Genomic DNA, 26,455 nt, shown 5'->3' on the forward strand with positions numbered 1-26,455 from the left:
GTACGTCAGCGGTAATTAATTGACCCGGCAGCCCCTGTCCACCCCTTTTTACGCGCACCCGCCCCGGCCGTATTCCACGGAAATCCGGTAGGGGCGGGTAGGGGGAGGGTAGGGGTTGTTGGTCTTATAGCGCCCTCATAGCGTCATCGAGAAAACGGCTGCGGACAGGTCCGTTGTATGCCAGCAGGTGCGGCACACGTCCTGAACAGGTGACATTTGATGGCGAATGAAGAGACGCTGCGCGACTATCTCAAGTGGGTTTCGGCGGACCTGCATCAGACGCAGCAACGTCTGAAGGACGTCGAGGCCGCCGCGCAGGAGCCCATCGCGATCACGGCGATGAGCTGCCGCTTCCCCGGCGGCGTGAGCGGCCCCGAAGACCTGTGGCGGCTGCTCGCGGAGGGCCGCGACGCCATGACGGGGCTCCCCACCGACCGCAACTGGGACCTTGAGTCGCTCTACGACCCCGACGCCGCCGGAAAGCAGGGCACCAGCTCCACGGCCCACGGCGGATTCCTCGACCAGGTCGCCGAATTCGACGCGGCTTTCTTCGGGATCTCCCCCCGCGAGGCCCTGGCGATGGACCCGCAGCAGCGGCTCCTCCTGGAGACCGCCTGGGAGGCCTTCGAACGCGCGGGCATCGACCCCGCGACGGTACGCGGCAGCCGCACCGGCGTGTTCGTCGGCACCAACGGCCAGGACTACGCCCCGCTCCTCTTCGAGGCCGAGGAGGACGTCGAGGGCTACGTCAGCACGGGCAACGCGGCCGCGGTCGAGTCCGGCCGCATCGCCTACACCCTCGGCCTCGAAGGCCCCGCCCTCACCGTCGACACGGCCTGCTCCTCGTCGCTGGTCGCCCTGCACCTGGCCGTGCAGGCGCTGCGCCAGGGCGAGTGCGGCATGGCCCTCGTCGCGGGCGTCACCGTCATCTCCACGCCCGGCGTCTTCACCGAGTTCAGCCGCCAGCAGGGCCTCGCCGCCGACGGCCGCTGCAAGGCCTTCGCCGCCGCCGCGGACGGCACCGGCTGGGGCGAGGGCGTCGGCATGCTCCTCGTGGAGCGCCTGTCCGACGCCCGCCGCAACGGCCGCCCGGTCCTCGCGGTGGTGCGGGGTTCGGCCGTCAACCAGGACGGCGCCAGCAACGGCCTGACCGCCCCCAACGGCCCGTCCCAGCAGCGCGTCATCATGCAGGCCCTCGCCAACGCCCGCCTGACCGCCGCCGACGTCGACGCGGTCGAGGCCCACGGCACCGGCACGACCCTCGGCGACCCCATCGAGGCCCAGGCGCTCATCGCCACGTACGGCCAGGAGCGCCCCGAGACCGGCGAACCCCTGTGGCTGGGCTCCATCAAGTCCAACATCGGCCACACCCAGGCGGCGGCCGGCGTCGCGGGCCTCATGAAGATGGTCCTCGCCATGCGCCACGGGCTGCTGCCCCGCACGCTGCACGTGGACGAGCCGACACCCGAGGTCAACTGGTCCGCCGGTGCGGTCGAACTGCTCACCGAGGCCCGGGAGTGGGCCGCGCGGGACGGCGGCGCGCCGCGCCGCGCGGGCATCTCCTCCTTCGGCGTCAGCGGCACCAACGCCCACGTGATCGTGGAAGAGGCCCCGGTGCCCGAGGAGCCCACCGCCCCCGAGGACGGCACGGAAGGCCCCGCCCGCGTCGTGACCGGCGTGGTCCCGCTGGCCCTCTCGGCCAGGACCCCCGAGGCCCTGCGCGACCAGGCGGACCGCCTCCGCACCCATCTGCTGACCCACCCCGAGCTGGGCGTCGGCGACGTGGCCTGGTCGCTGGCGGTGGCGCGGTCGCGGTTCGAGCACCGGGGTGTCGTCCTCGGGCAGGACCGGGAGGAGCTTCTCGCCGGTCTTGAGCGGCTGGCCGAGGGCGACGGCGCGGCGGCGGCCGGTGGCGTGGTCACCGGCCGTGCGGTGAGCGGGGCCGGTCGTGCGGTGTTCGTGTTCCCGGGGCAGGGGTCGCAGTGGGCCGGGATGGCGGTCCAACTGCTGGATGATTCGCCGGTGTTTGCGGCTCGGATGCGGGAGTGTGCGGATGCGCTGGGCGCGTTCGTGGACTGGGATCTGTTCGAGGAGCTGAGTGGCGAGCGGTTCGACCGGGTTGATGTGGTCCAGCCGGTCCTCTTCGCCGTGATGGTGTCGCTGGCTGCGGTCTGGCAGGCGGCGGGTGTGCAGCCTGCTGCTGTGGTGGGTCACAGTCAGGGTGAGATCGCTGCCGCGTGTGTGGCCGGTGTCCTGTCGCTGGAGGACGCCGCCCGGGTGGTGGCCCTGCGCAGCCTGGCCATCCGGGAGTTGTCGGGCAAGGGCGGCATGGTGTCCGTGCCGCTGCCCGAGGCCGAGGTCCGTGAGCTGATCGCTGGTTGGGAGGGCCGCATCGAGGTCGCGGCCGTCAACGGCCCCGCCCAGGTCGTCGTATCCGGTGAGCCGGAGGCCCTGGAGGAACTCGTCGCGCAGTGCGCAGCCGAGGACATCCGCGCCCGCACGATCCCGGTGGACTACGCCTCGCACTCCTCGTACGTCGAGCAGATCGAGGCACAGATAGCCGACGCGCTGGTGGACGTGTCGCCGCGGCAGGCCGAGGTGCCGCTGTACTCGACGCTGACCGGGGCCTGGCTGGACGCGGACACGCCCATGGATGCCGGGTACTGGTACCGCAACCTGCGCCAGACCGTGCTGTTCGAGCACGCCACCCGTGGCCTGCTCGCCGAGGGGCACGGCCTGTTCCTGGAGATGAGCCCGCACCCGGTCCTCACCGTCCCGGTGCAGGCCACCATCGACGCCACCGAGAGCCCGGCCGCCACACTGGGCTCGCTGCGCCGCGACGAGGGCGGCGCCGACCGGCTCGCGGCCTCGCTCGCCGAAGCCCACGTGCACGGTGCCGAGCTGGACTGGAAGGCCCTCTTCCCCGGCGCCCGTACCACCGTCGACCTGCCCACGTACCCCTTCCAGCGCGAGCGCTACTGGCCGAAGGCCGTGCCCGCGGGCGCCGGGGACGTGGTGTTCGCGGGCCTGCGCGCCGCCGGGCACCCGCTGCTCGGGGCCGCCGTGGCCCTCGCGGACGCGGACGGTTACCTCTTCACCGGGCGGCTCGCGACCCAGACCCACCCCTGGCTCTCCGACCACGCCGTGGACGGCGCGATCCTGCTGCCCGGCACGGCGTACGTCGAACTCGCCCTGCGCGCGGGCGACGAGGTCGGCTGCGGCTTCCTCGAAGAGCTGACCCTGGAGGCCCCGCTCGTCGTCCCCGAGCAGGGCGCCGTCCAGCTCCAGATCTCGGTGAGCGGACCCGACGGCTCCGGGCGGCGCGAGCTGAGCCTCTTCGCGCGCCCGCAGGACGACACCGACGACACCCCCTGGACGCGGCACTTCACCGGCAGCCTGCTGCCCGCCGACCCGGCCGGAGAGCAGGTGGACACCACCGCCCTGGCCGCGTGGCCGCCCGCGCGCGCCGAGCGGATCGACGTGTCCGACCTGTACGAGCGCCTCACCGCCAACGGCCACGGCTACGGCCCGCTCTTCCAGGGCTTGCGCGCCGCCTGGCGGCAGGGCGACGACATCTACGCGGAGGTCGAACTCCCGCGGGATTCGGGCGCCGACACGGACTCCTTCGGCCTGCACCCGGCGCTGTTCGACGCCGCGCTGCACGCGATCGGCCTCGGCGACTTCATCGCCCGCACGGACCGTGCGCACCTGCCGTTCGCCTGGTCCGACGTCACCCTGCACGCCACCGGGGCCACCACGCTCCGGGTCCGCGTCACCGCCGCCGGCCCGGACACCGTGTCCGTGCTGGCCGCCGACGCCGACGGGCAGCCCGTCGTCTCCGTCGGCTCCCTCGCGCTGCGCCCCCTGTCCGAGGAGCACCTGACCGGGGCGCCGCGCCTCGACGCGCTGTTCCAGGTGGAGTGGACACCGGTCGACGCCCCGGCGACGACGGCCGCGGACCTCGCCTCCGCGGCGCTGCTCGGGGCTGACGGCCCCGGCACCCTGGCCCCCGTCCTCGCCTCCGTCCGGCGGACGTACGCGGACCTGGAGGCCCTCACCACCGCGCTGGACGCGGGCGCCGAACTGCCCGCGACCGTGCTCCTGCCGCTCGTGACGCCCGAACCGCCCTCCGGGGACGCGGCGTCGCCCCGGCCGGTCGACCTCGGCGCCGTACGGCCCCTGTTGGAGCGGGCCCTGGACGCGGTGCAGGGCTGGCTCGGCGACGAGCGGTTCGAGGCGTCCCGCCTCGCCGTGGTGACGCGCGGCGCGGTCGCCGCAGGCACCACCACCGCCCCCGACCCGGTGGCCGCCGCCGTCCGGGGCCTGCTGCGCTCGGCGCAGTCCGAGCACCCGGACCGCTTCGTCCTCCTCGACCTGGACCCGGCCGCTAGCGACGACACCGACTCCGACCTTGGCTCCCACGCTCCTTCCGGCGGAGCCACCTCGTCCCTGGTCGCCGCCGCCCTCGCCACCGACGAGCCCGAACTCGCCCTCCGCGACGGCGGATTGCGGGCCCCGCGCCTGACCCGCGTACCGCACCCGGCGACGGAAACCGGTGGCACGCCGGACACCGAGGGCACGCGGACCGCCGCTCGAACGCAGACCGCCGCTCGAACGCCGAGCACCACGGGAACGCCGAGCACCGAGGGAACGCCGGTCGCGGAGGAGGCCCCCGGCTTCTGGGGAGGCGGCACCGTCCTGATCACCGGCGGTACCGGCACCCTCGGTGGCCTGGTGGCCCGCCACCTGGTGGACCGGCACGGTGTCCGCGACCTGCTCCTCGTGTCGCGCCGCGGCGACGCCGCCCCCGGGGCCGCCGACCTGCGCGCGGACCTGGAGGAGTCGGGCGCCCGCGTACGGCTCGCCGCCTGCGACACCGCCGACCGTGCCGCGCTCGCCGCCCTCCTGGACGACGTCCGCGCCGAGTTGTCCGCGGTCGTGCACGTGGCCGGGGCCCTCGACGACGGCGTGGTCACCGCCCTGACCCCCGAGCGGCTGGACACGGTGCTGCGCCCCAAGGCGGACGCGGCGCTCCACCTGCACGAACTGACGGCGGGCCTGGACCTCTCCGCGTTCGTGCTGTTCTCCTCGGCCGCCGGTGTGCTCGGCACCCCCGGCCAGGCCAACTACGCGGCCGCCAACGCCTTCCTCGACGCCCTCGCCGAGTACCGCCGCGCCCAGGGCCTCCCGGCGGCCTCCCTGGCGTGGGGCCTGTGGGCCCAGGCCAGCGAGATGACCGCCCACCTCGGCGCGGGCGACCTCGACCGCCGCGCCCGCGCCGGCGCCGCCCCGCTCACCAGCGACGAGGGGCTGGAGCTGTTCGACGCCGCCCACGCCGCGGGCCGGGCCGTGACCGTGCCGGTCCGCCTGGACCTCGGCGGGCTGCGCGCCCGGGCCGCCACCGACGGCGTCCCGCCGCTGCTGCGCACCCTGGTCCGCGTACCCCGGCGGCGCACGGCTGCCACCGGGGACCGGCAGGAGGGCTCCGCCCTCGCCCGGCGCATCGTCGCGCTGCCCGCGGAGGACCGCGAGCAGGAGGTCCTCACGCTGGTACGGGGCCACGCCGCCGCCGTCCTCGGCTACCCGTCGGCCGACGCCGTCGCGCCCGACCGGGCCTTCCGCGAGATCGGCTTCGACTCGCTCACCGCCGTCGAACTGCGCAACCGGCTCACCACCGCGACCGGCCTGCGGCTGCCCGCGACGCTCGCCTTCGACTACCCGGCCACCACCGTCCTCGCCCGGCACCTCCTCGACGAACTCCTCGGCAGCGACGCGGCCGCCCTGCCGGCGACCCGGACGACGGCGGGCCCGGCCCCCGAGGACGACGACCCCGTCGTCATCGTGTCGATGAGCTGCCGCTACCCCGGCGGCGTCACCACCCCCGAGGACCTGTGGCGCCTGACCGCCGACGGCGTCGACGCCATCGGCGACCTGCCCGGCGACCGCGGCTGGGACGTCGACGCCCTCTACGACCCCGACCCGGACAGCCCCGGCTCGTTCTACACGCGCGAGGGCGGCTTCCTCTACGACGCCGCCGAGTTCGACCCGGCGTTCTTCGGCATCTCCCCGCGCGAGGGACTGTCCATCGACCCCCAGCAACGGCTCCTCCTGGAGACCACCTGGGAGGCGTTCGAGCGGGCGGGCATCGACCCGGCGACCGCGCGCTCCAGCTCCACCGGCGTGTTCGTCGGCATCATGTACAACGACTACGCCACCCACCTCCTCAGCGCCCCCGGCGGCCTCGACGACCTGGAGGGCTACGTCGGCAACGGCAGCGCGGCGAGCGTCGCCTCCGGCCGCGTCTCCTACACCTTCGGCCTCGAAGGCCCCGCGGTCACCGTCGACACCGCCTGCTCGTCGTCCCTCGTGGCCCTGCACCTGGCCGCGCAGGCGCTCCGGCAGGGCGAGTGCGACATGGCCCTCGCGGGCGGCGTCGCCGTCATGTCGACCCCCGGTACGTTCATCGAGTTCAGCCGCCAGCGCGGGCTGGCCGCCGACGGCCGCTGCAAGTCCTTCGCGGCCGCGGCCGACGGCACCGGCTGGGGCGAGGGCGTGGGCCTGCTCCTGCTCGAGCGCCTGTCCGACGCCCGCCGCAAGGGTCACCGCGTCCTCGCGGTCCTCCGCGGCTCGGCCGTCAACCAGGACGGCGCCAGCAACGGCCTGACCGCCCCGAACGGCCCCTCCCAGCAGCGCGTCATCCGCGCCGCCCTCGCCAACGCGGGGCTGTCCGCCGCCGACGTGGACGCCGTGGAGGCCCACGGCACGGGGACGACCCTGGGCGACCCGATCGAGGCGCAGGCGCTGCTTGCCACGTACGGCAAGGAGCGCCCGGCCGACCGGCCCTTGTGGCTGGGCTCCCTGAAGTCGAACATCGGCCACACCCAGGCCGCCGCCGGTGTCGCCGGTGTCATCAAGATGGTCATGGCGATGCGCGAGGGCGTCCTGCCGCCGACCCTGCACGTGGACGAGCCGACGCCGCAGGTGGACTGGACCGCGGGCGCGGTCGAACTCCTCACGGAGGCCCGGGAGTGGGCCGAGCGGGACGGCGGCGGGCCGCGCCGCGCGGGCGTCTCCTCCTTCGGCGTCAGCGGGACGAACGCCCACGTCATCGTGGAACAGGCCCCGGCCGACGAGCCCGCGCGCACCGACCGGGCCGCCGCCGACGGCGGCGAGCCGCTCGTGCCCGTGGTGCCTTTGGCGCTCTCGGCGAAGACCCCCGAGGCCCTGCGCGGCCAGGCGGCCCGGCTCCGCGACGCCTTGCGCGCGGACGCGGACCTCGGCCCGCGCGACGTAGCCTGGACGCTGGCCGTCGCCCGGTCGCGGTTCGAGCACCGGGGCGTCGCCCTCGGCCGGGACCGGGACGAGCTGGTCGCCGCCCTCGGGCGCCTGGCGGAAGGGGACACGACCGCCGGCGGTGCGATCACCGGTCGTGCGGTGAGTGGGGCCGGTCGTGCGGTGTTCGTGTTCCCGGGGCAGGGGTCGCAGTGGGCCGGGATGGCGGTTCAACTGTTGGACGATTCGCCGGTGTTCGCTGCCCGGATGCGGGAGTGTGCGGATGCGCTGGGCGCGTTCGTGGACTGGGATCTGTTCGAGGAGCTGGGTGGCGAGCGGTTCGACCGGGTGGATGTGGTCCAGCCGGTGTTGTTCGCGGTGATGGTGTCGTTGGCTGCTGTGTGGCAGGCGGCGGGTGTGAAGCCTGCGGCGGTCGTCGGGCACAGCCAGGGTGAGATCGCTGCCGCGTGCGTTGCGGGTGCGCTGTCGCTGGAGGACGCCGCCCGGGTCGTGGCCTTGCGCAGCCTGGCCATTCGGGAGCTGTCGGGCAAGGGCGGCATGGTGTCGGTGCCGCTGCCGGAGGCGGACGTACGCGAGCTGATCAGCGGTTGGGAGGGCCGGATCGAGGTCGCGGCCGTCAACGGCCCCGCCCAGGTCGTCGTATCCGGTGAGCCGGAGGCGCTGCAGGAACTTGTCGCCCAGTGTGTGGCGCAGGACATCCGTGCCCGCACCATCCCCGTGGACTACGCCTCGCACTCGTCGTACGTCGAGCAGATCGAGGCGCGGATCCTGGACGCCCTGTCTGGCGTGTCCCCGCAGGCCGCACAGATGCCGCTGTACTCCACGCTCACGGGGACCTGGCTGGACGTTCCGATGGACGCCGGGTACTGGTACCGCAACCTGCGCCGGACCGTGCTGTTCGAGCACGCCACCCGTGGCCTGCTCGCCGAGGGGCACGGGCTGTTCGTGGAGATGAGCCCGCACCCGGTCCTCACTGTGCCGGTGCAGGCCACCATCGACGCCACCGACAGCCCGGCCGCGACCCTCGGCTCGCTGCGCCGTGACGAGGGCGGCGCCGACCGCCTGGCGGCGTCGCTCGCCGAAGCCCACGCGCACGGTGCCGAGCTGGACTGGAAGGCCCTCTTCCCCGGCGCCCGCGTGGTCCCCGACCTGCCCACGTACGCCTTCCAGCGCCAGCACTACTGGCCCGACTTCGCGGCACCGGAAGACGCGGCGCCGCTCGGCACGGACGAGGTGGAGTCGCGCTTCTGGGAGGCCGTGGAGCGCGAGGACCTGGAGCAGTTGTCCGCCACGCTCGTGGACGTCGACGAGAGCACGCTGGGAGCGGTCCTGCCGAGCCTCGCGTCGTGGCGGCGGCAGCGGCGCGAGCAGTCGGCCCTCGACGGCTGGCGCTACCAGGTGTCCTGGAAGCCGCTCCCGGCCACCGCCCTCTCGACGACCGGCCTCACCGGCCGCTGGCTGGTGGTGGTGCCGGAGGGCGCGGGGGAGCACCCCTGGGCTTCCGGTGTCGTGGAGTCCTTGACCCGGGCAGGTGCAGAGGTCGCTGAACTCCGCATACAGGCGGATGAGTTGACGCGGGAGGCGTTGGCGGTCCGGCTGCGGGATGTGGCCGGTGCGGGTGTGCTCTCCGGTGTGGTGTCGCTGCTCGGGTTGGAGGAGGCGGCGCACGCGGAGTTCGCGGGTGTGCCGGTGGGTGTCGCGGGGACCGTGGCGCTGGTGCAGGCCCTGGGTGACACGGGGATCGGCGCGCGGCTGTGGGTGGCGACGCGGGGCGCGGTCTCCACCGGGCGCAGCGACCGGGTGGAGAGCCCGGCGCAGGCGCAGCTCTGGGGCCTCGGGCGCGTCGCCGCGCTGGAGTACCCCGACCGGTGGGGCGGCCTGATCGACCTCCCGTCGTCGTACGACACCCGTACGGGCGCGCGCTTCACGGCCGCCCTCGCGGGCGTCGCGGACGAGGACCAGCTCGCCGTGCGCGGCTCCGGCGTCGTCGTGCGCCGCCTCGTACGAGCCGCGGCGCCCGGCCGAGCCGCGCGGGAGTGGACGCCGCGCGGTACGGCGCTGGTCACGGGTGGTACGGGTGCGATCGGCGGGCATGTGGCGCGCTGGCTGGCGCGGGAGGGTGCCGAGCACCTGGTGCTGACCAGCCGGCGCGGCCTGGAGGCACCCGGGGCCGCGGAGCTGAAGGCGGAGCTGGAGGAGCTGGGCGCCGAGGTCACGGTGGCCGCCTGCGACGTGGCCGACCGGGACGCGCTCGAACGCCTCCTCGACGGACTGACCGCGGACGGACACACCCTGCGAGCCGTCTTCCACGCGGCGGGCGTCGGACAGACACAGCCGCTGGACGGCATGTCCGTGGCCGACATCGCCCAGGTGTACGGCGCGAAGACGGCCGGTGCCGCGCACCTGGACGCGCTCCTCGACAGCGGGGAGGGCCTGGACGCCTTCGTGCTGTTCTCGTCGAACTCCGGCGTCTGGGGCGGCGGCGGTCAGGGTGCCTACGCGGCCGCCAACGCCTACCTCGACGCGCTCGCCGAGCACCGCCGAGCCCGCGGCCTCACCGCGACCTCCGTCGCCTGGGGTCTGTGGGACGGCGGCGGCATGGCCGGTGACGAGGGCACGGAGCACCTGCGGCGCCGTGGTCTCGCGGCGATGGCGCCGGAGCGCGCGGTCGCGGCCCTGGCGCAGGCGGTGGCGTACGACGAGACGTTCGTGGCCGTGGCGGACGTGGACTGGGGGCGGTTCGCGCCCTCGTTCACGTCGGCGCGGCCCAGTGCTCTCATCGGGGACCTGCCCGAGGTGCGGCGCGCCCTCGCGGGCAGCGAGGAGGCCGGTACGGGCAAGCAGGGCGCGCCCGGCTCCGCGTGGGCCGAGCGGCTCGCGGGCCGCTCGGCGGCCGAGCAGGAGCGGCAGCTCCTGGAACTGGTGCGCGGGCAGGCCGCCGCGGTCCTCGGCTACGCGGGCGCCGAGGCCGTCGAGCCGACGCGCGCCTTCCGCGAACTGGGCTTCGACTCGCTGACCGCCGTCGAGGTCCGCAACCGCCTGGCGACCGCCACCGGCCTGAAGCTGCCCACGACCCTCGTCTTCGACTACCCGACGTCCGTCGTCCTCGCGGGTTACCTGCGCGCGCAGTTGACGGGTGACGACGGGCACGGGACGACGACGGGCGAGGCGGCGGCTGCGGCCCGCGCCACGGGCGGGGCCGACGACGACCCCATCGCGATCGTGTCCATGAGCTGCCGCTACCCCGGCGGCGCCACCAGCCCCGAAGCCCTGTGGCGGCTCCTCGCCGAGGGCGCGGACGCCATGTCCGCCTTCCCGGGCGGCCGCGGCTGGGACCTCGACGCCCTCTACGACGCGGACCCCGAACAGCGCGGCACCAGCTACGCCCGCCAGGGCGGCTTCCTCTACGACGCCGACCAGTTCGACCCCGTCTTCTTCGGCATCTCGCCACGCGAGGCCCTGGCCATGGACCCGCAGCAGCGGCTGCTCCTGGAAACCTCCTGGGAGCTGTTCGAGCGCGCGGGCATCGACCCGGCGACCCTGCACGGCAGCCAGGCCGGCGTGTTCGTCGGCGCGTCGTCGCAGGGCTACGGCTCCGGCCTGCGGGAGACCCCCGAGGGCGTCGAGGGGTACCTGCTGGCGGGCGGCGCGACCAGCGTCATCTCCGGCCGCCTCGCCTACTCCTTCGGCCTGGAGGGTCCGGCGGTCACGGTCGACACGGCCTGCTCGTCGTCCCTGGTGGCCCTGCACCTGGCGGCGCAGGCGCTGCGGCAGGGCGAGTGCTCGCTCGCCCTCGCGGGCGGCGTGACGGTCATGTCCAACCCTGGTGCCTTCATCGAGTTCAGCCGCCAGCGCGGTCTGGCCGCCGACGGCCGCTGCAAGGCGTTCGCCGAGGCCGCCGACGGCACGGGCTGGGGCGAGGGCGTGGGCCTGCTCCTGCTTGAGCGCCTGTCGGACGCCCGGCGCAACGGCCACGAGGTGCTGGCGGTCGTGCGGGGCTCCGCCGTCAACCAGGACGGTGCCAGCAACGGCCTGACCGCCCCCAACGGCCCGTCCCAGCAACGGGTGATCCGCGCCGCGCTCGCGGGTGCGGGCCTGACGGCGGCCGAGGTGGACGCGGTGGAGGCCCACGGCACGGGCACGACGCTCGGCGACCCGATCGAGGCGCAGGCGCTGCTCGCCACCTACGGCCAGGAGCGGCCGGAGGACCGGCCGCTGTGGCTCGGCTCGATCAAGTCCAACATCGGCCATACGCAGTCCGCCGCCGGTGTCGCCGGTGTCATCAAGATGGTCATGGCCATGCGCGCGGGCATGCTGCCGCAGTCCCTGCACGTGGACCGGCCCAGCACCCACGTCGACTGGTCGGCCGGTGCCGTCGAGCTGCTGACCGAGGCCAAGCAGTGGCCGCACCGGCAGGACGGCGCCCCGCGCCGCGCGGGTGTCTCCTCCTTCGGCGTGAGCGGCACCAACGCCCACGTGATCGTGGAGCAGGCCCCGGCGGCCGACCCCTCGGACGCGGTCACCCCTGTGGCTCCGGCGACGGCGGTGCCGTGGCTGGTCTCGGCCCGCAGCGCCGACGCCTTGCAGGACCAGATCGACCGGCTGCGCGAGCACGTGACGGGCGACGAGCACCTGGACGCCGTCGACGTGGGCTGGTCCCTGCTGACGGGCCGGGCGCGACACGAGCACCGGGCCGTGGTGTTCGGCCGGGACCGGGAGGAGTTCCTGGCCGGGCTCGAAGCGCCGTTGAGCGGTTCGGTGGTCGAGGGCCGCTTGGGTGTGGTCTTCACCGGTCAGGGCAGCCAGCGGCTCGGGATGGGCCGGGAGTTGTACGAAACCTTCCCGGTGTTCGCGGACGCGCTGGACGAGGTGTGCGTCCACTTCGACGGGTGGATAGAACGTTCGCTCCAGAGCGTGATGTTCGGTGCGGACGCCGACCTGCTTGAGCAGACCGGATACGCGCAACCCGCGCTGTTCGCCTTCGAGGTGGCGCTGTTCCGCTTGGCGGAGTCCTTGGGCGTGCGCCCGGAGGTTGTCGGTGGGCATTCGATCGGTGAGCTGGCTGCCGCGTACGTGGCGGGGCTGTGGTCCCTGGAGGACGCGACGCGACTGGTCGCGGCCCGTGGTCGGTTGATGCAGGCGCTGCCCGAGGGCGGGGCGATGCTCGCGGTCCAGGCGGCGGAGGCCGAAGTGCTGCCGCTGCTGGACGGCCTGGCGGACCGGGTGGGTGTGGCGGCGGTCAACGGGCCCTCGCAGGTCGTGCTCTCCGGTGAGCGTGCGGCTCTTGAGGGGCTGGAGCAGACGCTGCGGGGCCAGGGGCGCAAGGTGCGGTGGCTGAAGGTGTCGCACGCCTTCCACTCGCCGCTGATGGAGCCCGCGCTGGACGATTTCCGGCGCGTGGCACAGGAGTTGACGTACCAGGAGCCGATGCTTCCGGTGGTCTCCAACCTCACGGGTGCACTGGCCGATGCTGCCGATCTGATGGAGCCCGAGTACTGGGTGCGGCACATCCGCGAGGCGGTCCGTTTCCATGACGGGCTGGGCGCGCTGACCGGCTTCGGTGTCACGACACTGCTGGAGCTGGGCCCGGACTCGGTGCTGACCGCGATGGCGCACGACACGCTCACCGAACCTGCCGCGCAGGCCGGGCTGGTGGCCGCCGTACGCAAGGACCGCCCCGAGGCGGACACGTTCCTGGCGGCCCTCGCGCAGTTGCACGTACGCGGGGTCGACGTCGACTGGGCACCGCTGTACGCGCCCGTCGAGACCCGGCGCCGCGTGGACCTCCCGACGTACGCCTTCCAGCACCAGGGCTACTGGCTCAAGCAGACCGGCGGTGCCGCCGACGTCGAGTCGGCCGGGCTCGTCCCCGCGGGGCATCCGCTGCTGGGTGCGGGGATGCCGTTGGCGGACGCGGACGGCTACCTGTTCACGGGTCGGCTGTCCCTGGCCACGCACCCGTGGCTCGCCGACCACGCCGTGGCCGGACGGGTACTGCTGCCGGGTACCGCCTTCGTGGAGCTGGCGGTCCACGCGGGCGGGCAGATCGGGTACGGCGTCCTCGACGAGCTGACGCTGGGCGCGCCGCTGGTACTGCCCGAACACGGCAGCGTCCAGGTGCAGTTGCGCGTCGAGGCTCCCGATGCCTCCGGGCGTCGCCCCGTCAGCCTGCACTCGCGCCCCGAACCGGGCGACGGTGCCGAGGGCCTGTCGGCCGACGCCTGGACCAGGAACGCCACCGGCACCCTGGCCGAGTCCGCGGCGGAGGCGCCCGCCGCCTCCGCCGACCTCACCGCGTGGCCGCCGCGCGACGCGGAGCCGCTCGCTGTCGACGGCCTCTACGACGAGCTGTCCGCGGCGGGCTTCGACTACGGCCCCGTGTTCCAGGGGCTGCGGGCCGCCTGGCGGCGCGGCGACGAGGTGTTCGCCGAGATCGCCCTGGAGCAGGACGAGCACACGGATGCCGGTGCCTTCGGCCTGCACCCGGCGATCCTCGACGCCGCCCTGCACGCCCGCGCCCTCGCCGCCGCCCCGGAGGCGACAGCCGGCGCGGAGCCCGCGTCCGGAGGGCTGCCCTTCACCTGGACCGGCGTCACGCTGCACGCCGAGGGCGCCGCGGCGGTCCGCGTCCGGCTGGTTCCGAACGGCACCGACAGCGTCACGCTGGAGGTCGCCGACACCACCGGAACGCCGGTGGCCTCGGTCGAAGCGCTCGTCTTCCGGCCCATGTCGAAGGACCTCATCGAGCAGGCGAGCGGTACGCACCCGCACGCCGACTCCCTCTTCCACGTCGAGTGGCGGGAGCAGTCGGGGGTCTCCGGTGATCCGGTGTCCTGGGTGTCGTACGAGGAGCGGGGCGTCGAGGGTGAGGTTCCGGCGGTCGTGGTGTGGCAGGCGCCTGGTGGTGCTGGTGGTGTGGTCGGTCCGGAGGTGGTTGCGGAGCGGGTGGCCCAGGCGCTGGCTGTGGTGCAGGGCTGGCTGGCCGATGAGCGGTTCGCGGACGCGCGGCTTGTTGTGGTGACGCGGGGTGCGGTGGCGGCCGGTGGGGTCGTGCCGGATCCGGTGGGCGCCGCGGTGTGGGGTCTGGTGCGTTCGGCGCGCTCGGAACACCCGGGCCGCTTTGTCCTGGTCGACGCTGACACGGCCGTTGACAGGGAACTGCTGGGGGCCGTGGTTGGCTCGGGTGAGCCGGAGGTGGCGGTCCGGGGCGGCTCGATATGGGTATCGCGTCTGTCTCGTGTCGCTGCTGACGCCAGTGCGGACACGGTCTCGCCGTGGGGTGAGGGTTCCGTGCTGGTGACGGGTGCCTTCGGTGGTCTGGGCCGGGTGGTCGTACGGCATCTGGTGGAGCGGCACGGCGTACGGGATCTGCTGCTGGTCTCCCGGCGTGGCCTGGAGGCTGATGGTGCGGCTGAGCTTCAAGCGCAGCTTGCGGCCTTGGGTGCGCGGGTGACTGTGGCTTCCTGCGATGTGGCTGACCGGGAAGCCGTGGCCGCGCTCGTCGGTGAGCACGGCGCAAGCCTGTCGGCGGTCGTGCATGTGGCGGGCGTACTGGATGACGGTGTGGTCACTTCACTGACGCCGGAGCGGCTGAGGGCGGTGTTGCGGCCGAAGGTGGACGCGGCCTGGCATCTGCACGAGCTGACCGCGGGTCTGGGTCTGTCGGCGTTCGTGTTGTTCTCCTCGGCTTCGGGTGTCTTCGGTGGTCCGGGGCAGGCGAACTATGCGGCGGCGAACAGTTTCCTGGACGCGTTGGCGCTCGCGCGCCGGGCGCAGGGGCTGCCGGGGACCTCATTGGCGTGGGGTCTGTGGGCGCAGGCCAGTGACATGACCGGGGACCTGGCCGAAGCCGACCTCCAGCGCATGGCACGCGGTGGCGTCCTCGCGCTCGGCACCGAAGAGGCACTGGCCCTGTTCGACCTCGCCCCGGCGAGCGCGCACCCGGCCCTCGTGCCCCTCCGCATCGACGCCGCCGCGCTGCGCACCCAGCAGCCGGAGACCCTGCCCGCGCTGCTCCGCGGCCTGGTCCGGCCGGTCGTCCGGCGCGCGCGGAGCGGTGGCGCGGACACCGCCGCCGTACGCACCGAGACGCTGGCGGAGCGCCTGGCGGGAGTCCGCGGTGCCGACCGCGACCGGGTCCTGCTCGACCTCGTCCGTACGCACGTCGCGGGCGTGCTCGGCTACGCGTCGCCGAACGCCGTCGAGCTGGGTCGCGGCTTCCTGGAGCTCGGCTTCGACTCCCTGACGGCCGTCGAACTGCGCAACCGCCTCACCGCGGAGACCGAGCTGCGGCTGCCCAGCACGCTGATCTTCGACTACCCGAACCCGGCGGCGCTGGCCGAGTACCTCTCCGAGGAACTGCCCACGACGGCCGCCGTACCACTCGGCGGACCGGTCGACCCAGGTGACCTGGACGCGGAGCTCGACCGCCTGGAGAGCGTCCTCAAGGCCGTGGGCGACGACGCCGACGGCACCGAGCGGGACCGCGTCGCGGACAGGCTGCGCTCCCTGCTCACCGCCTGGGACACCCCGCGCGACACCGCGACGGACGCCGTCGCGGACCGGCACAAGGAACTCGAGGACCTCGAAGGCGCGACCGCCGACGAACTCTTCGACCTGCTCGACAGCGAACTCCGGACACCGTCGGACCCCCACATGAACACCAGCACGGACACCAGCTCCCACACCGGTTCAGAGACCGGCACAGACACCGGCACAGACACCGGCACAGACCCAGGCTCGGACACGGACCGGCCCGACCGCTTCGAGGAGGCGCTGTAAATGGCGGACGAGGGGAAGTACCTCGATTACCTGAAGCGGGCGACGGCTGATCTGCGCGACGCCCGCCGCCGGGTGCGCGAACTGGAGGAGAACCGGCAGGAGCCCGCCGCGATCGTCGGCATGAGCTGCCGCTACCCGGGCGGCGTCAGCACGCCCGAGGACCTGTGGCGGCTCGTGGCCGACGGCACGGACGCCATCTCCGCGTTCCCCACCGACCGCGGCTGGGACACGGACGAGCTGTTCGACCCGGACCCGGACAAGCGGGGCACCAGCTACACCGCCGAAGGCGGGTTCCTCTACGACGCCCCCCAGTTCGACGCCTCCTTCTTCGGCGTCTCCCCGCGCGAGGCCCTGGCGATGGACCCGCAGCAGCGGCTCCTCCTGGAGACCGCGTGGGAGGCGATCGAACGGGCGGGCATCGACCCCGTCTCCCTGCGCCGCAGCCGCACCGGTGTCTTCGCGGGTGTCATGTACTACGACTACGCGACCCGCCTGCACGCCCTGCCGGAGGGCGTCGAGGGCTACATCGGCACCGGCAACGCGGGCTCGGTCGTCTCCGGCCGCGTCGCCTACACCCTCGGCCTCGAAGGCCCCGCCGTCACCGTCGACACGGCCTGCTCCTCGTCCCTGGTCGCCCTGCACCTGGCGGCGCAGGCCCTGCGCCAGGGCGAGTGCACCCTCGCCCTCGCGGGCGGCGTGACCGTCATGCCCACGGCAGGCACCTTCATCGACTTCAGCCGCCAGCGCGGCCTGTCGACGGACGGCCGCTGCAAGTCCTTCGCGGCCTCGGCGGACGGCACCGGCTGGGGCGAGGGCGCGGGCCTGCTGCTCCTGGAGCGCCTGTCCGACGCCCGCCGCAACGGCCACAAGGTCCTCGCCGTCATCCGTGGCTCGGCCGTCAACCAGGACGGCGCCAGCAGCGGCCTCACCGCCCCGAACGGCCCCTCCCAGCAGCGCGTCATCCGCGACGCCCTGGCCGGCGCCGGCCTCAAGCCGGGCGACGTCGACGCCGTGGAGGCCCACGGCACGGGGACGACCCTGGGCGACCCCATCGAGGCCCAGGCCCTCATCGCCACGTACGGCAAGGAGCACTCCGGTGAGCGCCCGCTGTGGCTGGGCTCGCTGAAGTCGAACATCGGGCACACCCAGGCCGCCGCCGGTGTCGCGGGCGTCATCAAGATGGTGATGGCGATGCGCGAGGGCGTCCTGCCCCGCACCCTGCACGTGGACGAGCCGACGCCCCAGGTGGACTGGTCGGCCGGAACCGTCGCGCTGCTCACGGAGGCCCGGGAGTGGGCCGAGCGGGAGGACGGCGGGCCGCGCCGCGCGGGCGTCTCCTCCTTCGGCGTCAGCGGGACGAACGCCCACGTCATCGTGGAGCAGGCCCCGGCGGCCGACGAGCCCGGCCACGGGGACGCCGACGGTGATCAGGAGCCCCGGTCGTCGGTACTCCCGGGGGTGACCCCGTTCATCCTCTCCGGGCGGACCCCCGAGGCACTGCGGGCCCAGGCGGACCGGCTGCGGGAACACCTCGCCGTGCACGCCGAGCTGGGCGTCGGCGACGTCGCCTGGTCGCTGGCGGTGGCGCGGTCGCGGTTCGAGCACCGGGGCGTCGCCCTCGGCCGGGACCGGGAGCAGCTTCTCGCCGCCCTGGGCCGCCTGGCCGAAGGGGACACGACCGCCGGTGGTGTGGTCACTGGCCGTGCGGTGAACGGGGCCGGTCGTGCGGTGTTCGTGTTCCCGGGGCAGGGGTCGCAGTGGGCCGGGATGGCGGTCCAACTGCTGGACGATTCCCCGGTGTTCGCTGCCCGGATGCGGGAGTGTGCGGATGCGCTGTCGCAGTTTGTGGACTGGGACCTGTTCGAGGAGCTGGGCGGCGAGCGGTTCGACCGCGTCGATGTGGTCCAGCCGGTTCTCTTCGCGGTGATGGTGTCGTTGGCTGCTGTGTGGCAGGCGGCGGGTGTGCAGCCTGCTGCGGTCGTCGGGCACAGTCAGGGTGAGATCGCTGCCGCGTGCGTTGCGGGTGCGCTGTCGCTGGAGGACGCGGCCCGGGTCGTTGCTTTGCGCAGCCTGGCTATTCGCGAGCTGTCCGGTAAGGGCGGCATGGTGTCGGTGCCGCTGCCCGAGGCCGAAGTGCGCGAGCTGGTCTCCGGCTGGGGAGGCCGCATCGAGGTCGCGGCCGTCAACGGCCCGGCTCAGGTGGTGGTCTCCGGTGAGCCGGAGGCGTTGGAGGAGCTGGTCGCGCAGTGTGTGGCGCGGGACGTCCGTGCCCGCACGATCCCGGTCGACTACGCCTCGCACTCGTCGTACGTCGAGCAGATCGAGGCACAGATAGCCGAGGCACTGGCTGGAGTGTCCCCGCAGGACGCTCAGATCCCGCTGTACTCGACCCTCACGGGCGCCTGGCTGGACGGCAACACGCCCATGGATGCCGGGTACTGGTACCGCAACCTGCGCCAGACGGTCCTGTTCGAGCACGCCACGCGTGGCCTGCTCGCCGAGGGCCATGGCCTGTTCGTGGAGATGAGCCCGCACCCGGTCCTCACCGTCCCCGTCCAGGCCACCATCGACGCCACCGACAGCCCGGCCACCACCCTGGGCTCGCTGCGCCGTGACGAGGGCGGCGCCGACCGGCTCGCGGCCTCGCTCGCCGAGGCCCACGCGCACGGCGCCGAGCTGGACTGGAAGGCCCTCTTCCCCGGCGCCCGTACCACCGTCGACCTGCCCACGTACGCCTTCCAGCGCGACCACTACTGGATGCTGGCCCCGGACCAGGACGCGGACGGCGATGCCGCGCTGACCGGGGACGAGGTGGAGTCGCGCTTCTGGGAGGCGGTGGAGCGCGAGGATCTGGAGCAGTTGTCCGCCACGCTCGTGGACGTCGACGAGAGCACGCTGGGAGCGGTCCTGCCCGGTCTCGCGTCCTGGCGGCGGCAGCGGCGCGAGCGGTCCACCATCGACGGCTGGCGCTACCGCGTGGCGTGGAAGCCGGTGGCGGGCGGCCTGCCCGTACCCGCTCTCTCCGGCCGCTGGCTGGTGGTGGTGCCGGAGGGTGCGGAGGAGCACCCGTGGGCTTCCGGTGTCGTCGAGTCCTTGGCCCGGGCAGGTGCCGAGGTCGCTGAACTTCGCGTACGTGCGGATGAGTTGACGCGGGAGGCATTGGCGGTCCGGCTGCGGGAGGTGGCCGGTGCGGGTGCGGTCTCCGGTGTGGTGTCGCTGCTCGGGTTCGAGGAGTCGGCGCACGCGGAGTTCGCGGGTGTGCCGGTGGGTGTCGCGGGGACCGTGGCGCTGGTGCAGGCCCTGGCGGACGCCGGGATCGGCGCGCGGCTGTGGGCGCTGAGCCGGGGTGCCGTCTCGACGGGGCGCAGCGACCGGGTGGAGAGCCCGGTGCAGGCGCAGCTCTGGGGCCTCGGGCGCGTCGCCGCGCTGGAGCACCCGGACCGGTGGGGCGGCCTCATCGACCTGCCGGGCACGTACGACTCCCGGGCCGCGTCCCGGTTCACCGCGATCCTGACCGGCCTCGGCGACGAGGACCAGCTCGCGGTGCGGGACACCGGCGTCTTCGTCCGCCGCTTCGCGCACGCCCCGCTGGAGTCGGCAGGCCAGGGGCCCGCGCGGGAGTGGGCGCCGCGCGGTACGGCGCTGGTCACGGGTGGTACGGGTGCGATCGGCGGGCATGTGGCGCGCTGGCTGGCGCGGGAGGGTGCCGAGCACCTGGTGCTGACCAGTCGGCGTGGCCTGGAGGCGCCCGGAGCCGCGGAGCTGAAGGCGGAGCTGGAGGAGCTGGGCGCCGAGGTCACCATCGCGGCGTGCGACGTGGCCGACCGGGACGCGGTCGAACGCCTCCTCGTCGGGCTGCGGGCGGACGGGCACACCGTCCGGTCCGTGTTCCACGCCGCCGGAGTCAGCCCCTCGTACCCGATCGCCGACCTGTCCGTGGCCGGGATCGCGGAGGTGTACGGCGCGAAGACGGCCGGTGCCGCGCACCTGGACGCGCTCCTCGACAGCGACAGCGACAGCGACAGCGATGAGGATCTGGACGCCTTCGTGCTGTTCTCGTCGAACTCCGGCGTGTGGGGCGGCGGCGGCCAGGGCGCCTACGCCGCCGCCAACGCCTACCTCGACGCGCTCGCCGAGCACCGCCGCGCCCGCGGCCTCACCGCGACCTCCGTCGCCTGGGGCGCCTGGGGCGGCAGCGGCATGGCGGCGGCCGAGGAGGCCGAGAAGCACCTGCGGCGCCGCGGGGTGACGGCGATGGCGCCGGAGCGCGCGGTCGCGGCCCTGGCGCAGGCGGTGGCGTACGACGAGACGTTCGTGGCCGTCGCGGATGTGGACTGGGAGCGGTTCGCGCCCGCCTTCACCTCGGTGCGGCCGAGCCCGTTCCTCGGGGACCTGCCGGAGGTGCGGCGCGCCCTCGCCGAGCCCGAGTCCGCCCCGGGTGGCGCGGGTGCCCGGAGCTCCGGTTCCGGTTCCGGCTCCGCGTGGGCCGACCGGCTCGCGGGTCTCGCGGAACGCGAGCAGGAGCGGCAGCTCCTGGAGCTGGTGCGCGGGCAGGCCGCCGCGGTCCTGGGCTACGCGGGCGCCGAGGCCGTCGAGCCGACGCGCGCCTTCCGCGAACTGGGCTTCGACTCCCTCACGGCCGTCGAGGTCCGCAACCGCCTGGCGACCGCCACCGGCCTGAAGCTGCCCACGACCCTCGTCTTCGACTACCCGACCTCGGCGGCCCTCGCGGCCCACCTGCGGACGCGGCTCCTGGGCGACACCGAGCCCGCCACGGCCCTCGCCGGAGCTGCCGCCCCGGCCCGGCCGGCGACGGACGCCGAGGACGACCCGATCGCCATCGTGTCGATGAGCTGCCGCTACCCCGGCGGCGCCACCAGCCCCGAAACCCTGTGGCGGCTGGTCGCCGACGGTACCGACGCCATCTCGGTCTTCCCCACCGACCGCGGCTGGGGCCCCGACGGGCTCTTCCAGCCCGAGCGGAACGGCACCGCCGACACGAGCTTCGCCGCGCAGGGCGGGTTCCTGTACGACGTGTCCGAGTTCGACGCCGGGCTCTTCGGCATCTCGCCGCGCGAGGCCCTGGCCATGGACCCGCAGCAGCGGCTGCTTCTGGAGACCTCTTGGGAGCTGTTCGAGCGCGCGGGCATCGCGCCCTCGGCCCTGCACGGCAGCAGCACCGGCGTGTTCGTCGGCGCCTGCTCACAAGGGTGGTCGGCGGGGCTGGCCCACGCCCCCGAGGGCGTCGAGGGCTACCTCATGACCGGCGACGCGACGAGCGTCATCTCCGGCCGCCTCTCGTACAGCTTCGGCCTCGAAGGCCCGGCGGTCACGGTGGACACGGCCTGCTCGTCGTCGCTGGTGGCCCTGCACCTGGCGGCGCAGGCGCTGCGGCAGGGCGAGTGCGACATGGCCCTCGCGGGCGGCGTGACCGTCATGGTCAGCCCCGCCGCCTTCCTGGAGTTCAGCCGCCAGCGCGGTCTGGCCGCCGACGGCCGCTGCAAGCCCTTCGCCGAGGCCGCCGACGGCACCGGCTGGGGCGAGGGAGTGGGCCTGCTGCTCCTTGAGCGGTTGTCGGACGCCCGCCGCAACGGCCACGAGGTCCTCGGTGTCGTACGCGGCTCCGCCGTCAACCAGGACGGCGCCAGCAACGGGCTCACCGCCCCCAACGGCCCCTCCCAGCAGCGCGTCATCCGTGCCGCCCTGGCGAACGCCGGGCTCACACCCGCCGACGTGGACGCCGTCGAGGCCCACGGCACCGGCACCACGCTCGGCGACCCCATCGAGGCCCAGGCGCTGCTCGCCACGTACGGCCAGGAGCGTCCCGAGGACCGGCCGCTGTGGCTCGGCTCCATCAAGTCCAACATCGGCCACACGCAGTCCGCCGCCGGCGTCGCCGGTGTCATCAAGATGGTCATGGCCATGCGCGAAGGGGTCCTGCCGCAGTCCCTGCACGTGGACCGGCCCAGCACCCACGTGGACTGGTCCGCCGGGGCCGTCGAACTCCTCGCGGAGCCCCGGGAGTGGAGGGAGCGACAGGACGGGGCCCCGCGCCGCGCGGGTGTCTCCTCCTTCGGCGTGAGCGGCACCAACGCCCACGTGATCGTGGAGCAGGCCCCGATCCCCGAACCCACGGCCGCCGTCGAGCCCGTCGCCCCCGTCACGGCGGTGCCGTGGCTCCTCTCGGGCCGGAGCGCGGACGCGCTGCGCGCCCAGGCGGACCGGCTGCGCGAACACGTCGTCACGCACACCGCCCTGGACCCCGTGGACGCGGGCTGGTCCCTGCTCTCGGGCCGCTCCCCGCTCGACCACCGGGCCGTCGTGGTCGGCCGCACCCGGGAACAGTTCCTGGCCGGGCTGGAAGCCCTGGCGTCCGGCGGTCCTGGTGTGGTGTCCGGTTCGGTGGTCGAGGGCCGTCTGGGTGTTGTCTTCACCGGTCAGGGCAGTCAGCGGCTCGGGATGGGCCGAGAGTTGTATGAAACCTTCCCGGTGTTCGCGGATGCGCTGGACGAGGTGTGTGCGTACTTCGACGGGTGGATAGAACGTTCGCTCCAGAGTGTGATGTTCGGTGCGGATGCCGACCTGCTTGAGCAGACCGGTTACGCGCAGCCCGCCCTTTTCGCGATGGAAGTGGCGCTGTTCCGGCTCGCGGAGTCCTTGGGCGTACGCCCGGAGGTTGTCGGCGGGCATTCGATCGGTGAGCTGGCTGCCGCGTATGTGGCCGGGCTGTGGTCGCTTGAGGATGCGACGCGACTCGTAGCGGCTCGTGGTCGGTTGATGCAGGCGCTGCCCGAGGGCGGGGCGATGCTGGCGGTGCAGGCGGCGGAGGCCGAGGTGCTGCCGCTGGTCAGCGACCTTGCCGACCGAGTGGGTGTGGCGGCGGTCAACGGCCCCTCGCAGGTCGTGCTCTCCGGTGAGCGTGCGGCTCTGGAGGGGCTGGAGGAGACGCTGCGCGGGCAGGGGCGCAAGGTGCGCTGGCTGAAGGTCAGCCACGCCTTCCACTCGCCGTTGATGGAGCCTGCGCTGGAGGAGTTCCGGCGTGTTGCGCAGGAGTTGGCGTACCAGGAGCCGATGCTTCCGGTGGTCTCCAATCTCACCGGTGCACTGGCGGATGCTGACGAGCTTCGAGACCCCGAGTACTGGGTGCAGCACATCCGCGAGGCGGTCCGTTTCCATGACGGGCTGGGCGCGCTGACCGGTTTCGGCGTCTCCACACTGCTGGAGCTGGGCCCGGACTCGGTGCTGACCGCGATGGCGCACGACACGCTCACCGAACCTGCCGCGCAGGCCGGTCTGGTCGCGGCCGTCCGGAAGGACCGCCCCGAGGCGGACACGTTCCTGGCGGCGCTCGCGCAGGTGCACGTACGCGGGGTCGAGGTCGATTGGGCGCCGCTGTACGCGCCCGTCGAGTCCCGGCGCCGCGTGGACCTGCCCACGTACGCGTTCCAGCGGCGGCGGTACTGGCCGAGTGCGACCGCCGGTGCTGTCGGTGATGTGTCGGCGACCGGCCTGGTGTCGGCCGGGCACCCGTTGCTGGGGGCCGCCGTGCCGCTCGCGGGCGGGGACGGCTACGTCTTCACCGGGCGGTTGTCGCTGGCCACGCACCCGTGGCTGGCGGATCACGCGGTGGCGGGGAGGGTACTGCTTCCCGGCACGGCGTTCGTGGAGCTGGCGGTGCGGGCCGGTGACGAGGTGGGCTGCGGGGTGCTGGAGGAGCTGACGCTCGCGGCACCGCTGGTGCTGCCCGAGCGCGGCGCCGTACAGCTCCAGGTCAGCGTCGGCGCCGAGGGCCAGGACGGGCGGCGCGACGTGGTCCTGCACTCCCGCGAGGAGCGCGACGAGTACGCGGGCGACGGCGGCGGGTGGACCACGCACGCCACTGGTGTGCTCGCCCAGGGCGGGCAGCGGCAGCCGGAGTTCCGGCTCGCCGAGTGGCCGCCGCGTGACGCCGCCGAGGTCGACGTCGAGGGCCTGTACCGGCACTTGACCGAGCTGGGCTTCTCGTACGGGGAGGCGTTCCAGGGGCTGCGGGCCGCCTGGCGGCGCGGCGACGAGGTGTTCGCCGAGGTGGCCCTGGGGCAGGAGCAGGCCGACAGCGCGGAGGCCTTCCGGCTGCACCCGGCCTTGCTGGACGCGGCCCTGCACGTCCTCGGCCTCGGTGTGCTCCGCGGCGGGACCGGGGCCGAGGAGGACGGCGGCGCACGGCTGCCGTTCGCCTGGGGCGGTGTCTCGCTGTACGCGACCGGCGCCTCCGCGCTGCGCGTCAAGCTGGCCCCGGCGGGCGACGACGCCGTGTCGCTCACCGTCGCGGACAGCCTCGGCGACCCGGTGGCCACCGTCGACTCACTGGTCTTCCGGCCGGTCGCGGTGGACCAGCTCGGCGACACGACGGCGGCCGACTCCCTTTTCCACGTCGAGTGGCGGGAGCAGCCGGGGGTGTCCGGTGCTGCGGTGTCCTGGGTGTCGTACGAGGAGCGGGACGTCGAGGGTGAGGTTCCGGCGGCCGTGGTGTGGCAGGCGGCCGGTGGTGTGGTGAGCCCGGAGGTGGTTGCGGAGCGGGTGGCTGAGGCGCTGGGTGTGGTGCAGGGCTGGCTGGCCGATGAGCGGTTTGCGGACTCCCGTCTGGTGGTGGTGACGCGGGGTGCGGTGGCGGCCGGTGGGGTCGTGCCGGATCCGGTGGGTGCCGCGGTGTGGGGTCTGGTGCGTTCGGCGCGCTCGGAACACCCTGGCCGTTTCGTCCTGGTCGACGCCGAGGCCGACACGGACCTTGCTGGTGAGCTGCTGGCGGCCGTGGTCAGCTCGGATGAGCCGGAGGTGGCGTTGCGGGCTGGTGCGGTGTGGGTGCCGCGTCTGTCTCGTGTCGCTGCTGGGACCGGCGAGGGCACCGTCTCCTGGGGTGAGGGTTCCGTGCTGGTGACGGGCGCCTTCGGTGGTCTGGGCCGGGTGGTCGTACGGCATCTGGTGGAGCGGCACGGCGTACGGGATCTGCTGCTGGTCTCCCGGCGTGGCCTGAAGGCTGATGGTGCGGCCGAAGTCCAGGCGCAGCTGGCGGCCTTGGGTGCTCGGGTGACTGTGGCGTCCTGCGATGTGGCTGACCGGGAGGCGGTGGCCGCGCTCGTCGGCGAGCATGGCGCAAGCCTGTCGGCGGTCGTGCATGTCGCGGGTGTGCTGGATGACGGTGTGGTCACTTCGCTGACGCCGGAGCGGCTGAGGGCGGTGTTGCGGCCGAAGGTGGACGCGGCCTGGCATCTGCACGAGTTGACCGCGGATTTGGGTCTGTCGGCGTTTGTGTTGTTCTCCTCGGCTTCGGGTGTCTTCGGTGGTCCGGGGCAGGCGAACTACGCGGCGGCGAACAGTTTCCTGGACGCGTTGGCGCTCGCGCGCCGGGCGCAGGGCCTTCCGGGGACCTCGTTGGCGTGGGGTCTGTGGGCGCAGGCCAGTGACATGACCGGGGACCTGGCCGAAGCCGACCTCCAGCGCATGACACGCGGCGGTGTCGCCCCGCTGTCCACGGAGGAGGGCCTGGCCCTGCTGGACACCGCCGTCGCCCTGTCCGCCTCGGAGGCCCCCGCGGCCGTCGTCCCCCTCCGCCTGGACACCGCGTCGCTGCGGGCGTCCGCGCAGACGGACGCCGACGCGGTACCGGCGCTGCTGCGCGGCCTGGTTCGTACTCCGGCACGCCGTACCGCCGCCGCGGCCGGGGCGACGGCCGCGGCGAGCGGCAGCACTCCTTTGCTCGCCCAACTGGCCGGGCTCGACGCCGCCGAGCGCGACAAGGTGCTCACGGAGCTGGTCTGCACGCACGTCGCGGCTGTCCTGGGCTACGAGTCGGCGGCGGCCGTGGAGGCCCACCGGGCCTTCCGCGAACTGGGCTTCGACTCGCTGACCGCCGTCGAACTGCGCAACGCCGTCAACGGCGCGACCGGCCTGCGGCTCCCCGCCACGTTGATCTTCGACTACCCGAACCCGGCCGCCCTGGCGGCGCACCTCGCCACCGCGCTGCCGCTGGACGGCGCCGGTGACGGCGGCCTCTCGGTGCTCGACGAGCTGGATCGGCTCGAGTCGGCCCTGCTGGCCATGGAAGCCGACAGCATCGCCCAAGCGAAGATCACCATCCGGCTCCAGACGCTGCTGTCGCGGTGGAGCGCCCCGCAGGGCCAGACGGCCACGGCCGCCGGGCCGGCGGACGACGACGAGCTGGACCTGGACTCGGTCTCGGACGAGGAACTCTTCGACGCGCTCGACGACGAGCTCGGCCTGAGCTGACGGAACCGACGTGACCGCGGACCCCCCGAGCCACCACCCGGACCACCCGGACCACCCGGACCACCCCGGCCCCCCGGAACACAGAGAGCCCCTGGAACGCGCAGTGCCCGACGCA

The 26,455-nt window shown here is 74.0% G+C and carries 2 protein-coding genes; both read left to right on the top strand.

Translation table 11 applies throughout. The annotated features are described in order from the left end of the window. The first annotated feature begins 219 nt into the window (after positions 1 to 219). A complete protein-coding gene (locus QK440_RS17035) occupies positions 220 to 16,074 on the top strand; it encodes a type I polyketide synthase (protein WP_282793956.1) in 15,855 nt (5,284 codons plus the stop codon). Beyond that, positions 16,075 to 26,340 carry a type I polyketide synthase gene (locus tag QK440_RS17040; RefSeq protein ID WP_282793957.1) on the top strand — a complete coding sequence of 3,422 codons (10,266 nt, stop codon included), beginning with the start codon at positions 16,075 to 16,077 and terminating at the stop codon, positions 26,338 to 26,340. The last annotated feature ends 115 nt before the right edge of the window (positions 26,341 to 26,455 follow it).

The organism is Streptomyces sp. CC224B (assembly GCF_030010595.1).
GTDB classification, from domain to species: Bacteria; Actinomycetota; Actinomycetes; order Streptomycetales; family Streptomycetaceae; genus Streptomyces; species Streptomyces longispororuber.